Genomic DNA, 4940 nt, shown 5'->3' on the forward strand with positions numbered 1-4940 from the left:
GGAACAGCGCGCCTACATGATCGTCGATCAGCGGACGCTGGTTGTCTGCCCGAAAAGCCAGGCACAAGAGATGGTCGATGCCGTGACGCAGCGGCACCCCGCCGAAGCAATCGACCCGCTGCTTCCCTTCACCGATCGCGATCGGCACCTGACCGCAATCTTCAATCCGCAGACACTGACACTGCAGGAGACCTGGTTTCCGCAGAACGTCGTGCCTTTGATTCAGAACTCCGTCGAATGGCTGGGGGATGAAGTCGAAACCGTCGCCTGGAGCATCCACCTGTCGCCCGACGAATTCTTCTCGGAAATCCTGCTGCACGGAAAAGGTGTGACCGGCAAGAAGGCGATCCTTAAGCTAGAGAACGAGCTTCAGGAGAAACTGGCCGGACTTGCCGAACACCTGCTCCCCTATTTCCAGCAGATGAACCCCCAGGAAAAAGGCAAACGGATGGTCATTGGACGCGTTCCGGCGATGATGGAAGTATTCTCGATGGCAACCGAGTTCCACCACGGACCAGAGCACGTTCAACTGGTCACCAGCCTGCCCGATGTCGCCGGTCCCAATCTGGTGCTGGGAGCCATGCTGTCCTGGGAAGAGTCCACCAGAACAGACTTCACGAAGTCGCGCCCCGTACCTGCCGACCCGAAGCAATCCAAAATCCCGGAACTGGTCGCCGATCGGCTGCAGATGCGGATCGATGTCGATTTCCGTCGTATGCCACTGAATGAAGCATTCGACTTCATCGCCGGGGAAATTAAGACACCTATTGAAATCGATGGCGACGCACTCAAACTGGGGGGCTTTACCAAGAATATTGCACAAACCTTCAAGATGGATGGAGCTCCCGTAAAGGACGTCGTCTTGAAGATCTTCGCAGACTCGAAGGGGATTGACCCCAAACCCGAAAAGACGTTAGTCATCATCGTTGATGAAGCCAGGAAGAATCTCCTGGTCACCACACTGGCCGCAGCCAGCGCGAGCGGGTTGAAACCATTTGAGCTGACGAAATAAATTGAGAAGACGAACGGCAGGTCTGTTCATGTGCAGTCCTGCCATGCTGTTCCGTAATAACATCACTTCTTTGAGACAACGTGAAGGATTCGGTCGCTCAAGTTCCTTCTCCCCTTCTTCTGAAAATTGGTTCTCGTAATGTCCGGTCGTTCTTCCTGTCCTGAATGCGGTACGACTCTGCGGATTCGCGATCGTTCGTTTATCGGCAGGCGGGTCAATTGTCCGGAGTGCAAGACGGCACTGCGCATCACTGAAACGAGCGGCGACGGACAATACGGGATTCGCCGACTCACCCCTGACGAGCTTGCCAGTCACGAACATGCTCGCCGCAGCAGGAAGTCCCCGCAGGACAAAATTTACGTTGCAAAAGCGCCGACCTCGACGACGTTTCAGCGCCTGATCAGTTCTCCTCTCACTGCGGCGTGGCTCTTGGCAATTGCGATTTCGGTGTTCGTCGCTGTCCTGGCCCTGCGTCCCAAGCACCGCCTGGTCCCTGCACCGCCCCCTTCCCCCATCGACGTCACCGGAATGCCCACAGAGACGTTGCCAGAGAACATCGATACCGACCAGCAACCCTCGCCAGCACCCGTCGGCGCATCAGATCCCGCATTGCCGGTTGCCGTCGCGCCATCACCGGTCGCAAATCCCGACGTAGTTGCCAATGCGCTCGAACCATTCAATCGCGACGCTCCCCTGCCTCCTCACCTGGCTCAGGCTCCAACCGACATCATCCCGGAGGACGAGGGCTCGACGTTTCCACCCCCGCCGCCGAAGGTGGATGTCGAGGGAAAGCTGACTCAACGGCTGCTGCTCTACAAACAATCGAAGCCAGTCAGTCGTCGGGACCTGTTGGAAGCCCTCCAGGAACACCTGGGAGCCCCCATTCTCTATGACGACGATGATCTGGGCCGTGATCGGTTGAGCAAGACGATGACCTTCGAGCTCGAAAACACGACGGTCGGGGGAGTGCTGCAGACGATTACCGATTCGGCCGGCTGGACCATCCAGATCGAAGCGACGGGATTGCGATTGCGGGGCGAGTAGATCGCGATCCCGGACAATATATTTCGCCTGCCACAGCCCGCCCCGAGACGACCCCAGTCGTTTGGCCGCAGCTCGTCACGTCCTCCTCAATGACAGTTATCTCTCCGCTCGGCCCCTTGACCACAGGGAAGCCAAGGCCCCTTACGAGGAGGCACTTCCATTCAAAAATGTCTGATGGTCTCCAGCGGCGAAGCGGCGGATTCGCGTGATGGATTGCACCGGCGCGGGTACAATGAGAGGCGTACCAATCACCGCAATCGAAATCAAATTCTCAGGTCGGCAGAACCCTTCCCTTCACGCCGCATTTCGTGAGTATTGCATTCATGCCCTACGTACTCGCACTCGACGCCGGAACGACCAGTTGTCGGGCACTCATCTTTGATGAAACGGGTTCTGTCTGCCAGATCGCACAACGCGAATTCCGGCAGCATTACCCCCAGCCCGGCTGGGTCGAACACAACGCCCACGACATCTGGGAAACGCAACTGTCCGTGGCGCGACAGGCGATCGAACAACAGGGAATCCATGCCCGCGACCTTGCAGCGGTTGGGATTACGAACCAGCGCGAGACCACCATTGTCTGGGATCGTAAAACCGGTCAGCCGATCTGTCCGGCAATCGTCTGGCAGGATCGACGTACCGCACCGATGTGTGATCGGCTCCGCCGCGACGGGGTTGAGGGACTCGTCACAGAACGAACCGGGCTGGTTCTGGACGCTTATTTTTCCGCAACGAAAATTGCCTGGATTCTGGATAACGTCCCTGGTGCGCGTGAGCAGGCAGCAGCAGGAAAACTGGCCTTCGGGACTGTCGATTCATGGCTCATCTGGAATCTGACGAAAGGGAAAAGCCATCTGACAGATGTCACGAATGCCTCCCGGACGCAGCTTTTCAACATCCACACCCGGCAGTGGGATGCCGAACTGCTCAGTCTCTTCGGAATCCCCCGGGCAATGCTTCCGGACGTTTGTGAATCCAGTGGTCAGCTCGCCGAAGTCGCCGCAGAGCAATTCGGAGCTCCAATTCCCATTGCGGGTATCGCGGGTGATCAGCAGGCGGCACTCTTCGGACAACTGTGCGTCCACCGAGGCGAAACCAAGACAACCTACGGGACCGGTTGTTTCATGCTGCAGCACACCGGAGACACCCCGGTCGCGTCACATAGCCGGTTGATCACGACCATCGCTGCGGCACCTGCCGGCCAGGTCGCTTATGCACTCGAAGGAAGTGTCTTCATTGGCGGGGCGGTCGTGCAATGGTTGCGAGATGGATTACGGGCGATTGTCTCATCTGAGGAGATCCGCGACCTTGCCGGATCGGTTCCGGACAGCGGCGGCGTCTGCTTTGTGCCTGCATTTGCCGGCCTGGGAGCCCCCTACTGGGATGCAAATGCACGAGGAATGATCATCGGTCTGACACAAGGAACCACCGTCGCACATATCGCCCGTGCTGCGGTCGAGTCGATTGCGCATCAAGTCGCGGATCTCGCCGCTGCGATGCAAAGTGACTCGGGGGTCACGCTGCCGGAAATGAAAGTGGATGGAGGGGCAACCCGGGATGACCTGCTGCTCCAATTCCAATCGGACTTGCTGCAAGTCCCTCTGGTTCGTCCAGCGGTTACCGAGACCACGGCGCGCGGGGCGGCGTTCCTGGCAGGTCTGGCAGCAGGCGTCTGGACCGACGTGTCTCAACTGGCCACTTTAGAACAGATCGATCGACGATTTGAACCTCGAATGGACCAGGCCGTTGTGACCCGGGCACGGGAACGCTGGAAAAAGGCCGTCAGTCGCTGCAAAAACTGGGAAGGAGATGAATGACGATGAAACGGGAACAGATGCGAGAACGTCTGGAGAGTCGTCGCACCCCCTGGGACATGCTCATCATCGGTGGCGGCGCGACAGGTATCGGGATCGCGGTCGACGCAGCGTCACGCGGCTATGAAGTCTTGTTGCTTGAACAGCATGATTTCGGGAAAGGGACCTCCAGTCGCAGCACGAAGCTCGTGCATGGCGGTGTCCGTTATCTGGAACAGGGGAATATCTCGCTGGTGATGGAAGCGTTGAAAGAACGGGGACTCCTCCGCCAGAACGCCCCACATCTGGTCCATGATCTGGCCTTCATCGTTCCGAGCTACACCTGGTGGGAATCCCCCTTTTATGGCTTCGGGCTCAAGGTCTACAACCTCCTGTCGGGGCGGTACCGCTTCGGCCCCACCAGTCGTCTGTCGCGAGACGAAATCCTGAAGCGGCTCCCCACCATCAAGACCGAGGGCCTGCAGGGAGGCGTCGTTTACTATGACGGACAATTCGATGACGCGCGGCTGCTGATCAATCTGGCGACCACCGCCAGCGAACGAGGAGCGGTGCTGCTGAATTATATGGAAGTCACCAAACTGCGACGTGATGTCGACGGTTTTATCAGCGGTGTCGTGGCACGGGACCGCGAGACAGATCATCAGCTCGAAATCGCTGCCCGCGTCGTCATCAATGCCACCGGAGCTTACTGCGACGCAGTCAGAAAAATGGCAGACCCCGCGGCGTCGACCTTGATCGCACCCAGCCAGGGAATTCACCTCGTTTTTGACCGTTCGTTCCTGCCCGGTAACTCGGCCATCATGGTTCCCCATACTCCTGACGGTCGCGTGATGTTCGCCATTCCCTGGCACCAGCATACGCTCGTCGGAACTACGGACGTTCCGCTGAATGACATTCCGATCGAACCCGTGGCCACCGAAGAGGAAATTGACTTCATCCTTGAGACCGCGGGTCGCTATCTGAGCAAGCCCCCCAGAAGGAGCGACATTCTGAGCGTCTTTGCGGGGATCCGCCCCCTTGTCCGTACAGGAGACGGCACCAATACGGCGGCACTTTCTCGCGACCACACG

General features: G+C 58.4%; 4 protein-coding genes. All 4 read left to right on the forward strand.

The features are described from left to right. The coding region (locus VGE80_RS21655; protein WP_440594090.1) for a hypothetical protein at nt 1-1012 on the forward strand (1012 nt) is incomplete at its 5' end. A 138-nt stretch (nt 1013-1150) separates the two neighbouring features. Continuing rightward, the gene (locus VGE80_RS21660; RefSeq protein WP_440594091.1) at nt 1151-2056 is read left to right on the forward strand and encodes a hypothetical protein; all 906 of its coding nucleotides are present in this window, start codon (nt 1151-1153) and stop codon (nt 2054-2056) included. Between the two features lie 323 nt (nt 2057-2379). Then, entirely contained in the window at nt 2380-3873 is a 1494-nt protein-coding gene (gene glpK, locus VGE80_RS21665) for a glycerol kinase GlpK (RefSeq protein ID WP_440594092.1), read from the forward strand. 2 nt (nt 3874-3875) lie between these two features. Beyond that, on the forward strand, nt 3876-4940 hold a 1065-nt coding region (locus VGE80_RS21670), incomplete at its 3' end, for a glycerol-3-phosphate dehydrogenase/oxidase (protein ID WP_440594093.1).

The organism is Schlesneria sp. (assembly GCF_036405755.1).
Taxonomy (GTDB): Bacteria; Planctomycetota; Planctomycetia; order Planctomycetales; family Planctomycetaceae; genus Schlesneria; species Schlesneria sphaerica.

What these genes read in the sequence shown, in the direction of transcription:
- VGE80_RS21660 (WP_440594091.1), top strand. Translation starts at nt 1,151, where the DNA reads ATGTCCGGTCGTTCTTCCTGTCCTGAATGCGGTACGACTCTGCGGATT.
- glpK (WP_440594092.1), top strand. Translation starts at nt 2,380, where the DNA reads ATGCCCTACGTACTCGCACTCGACGCCGGAACGACCAGTTGTCGGGCA.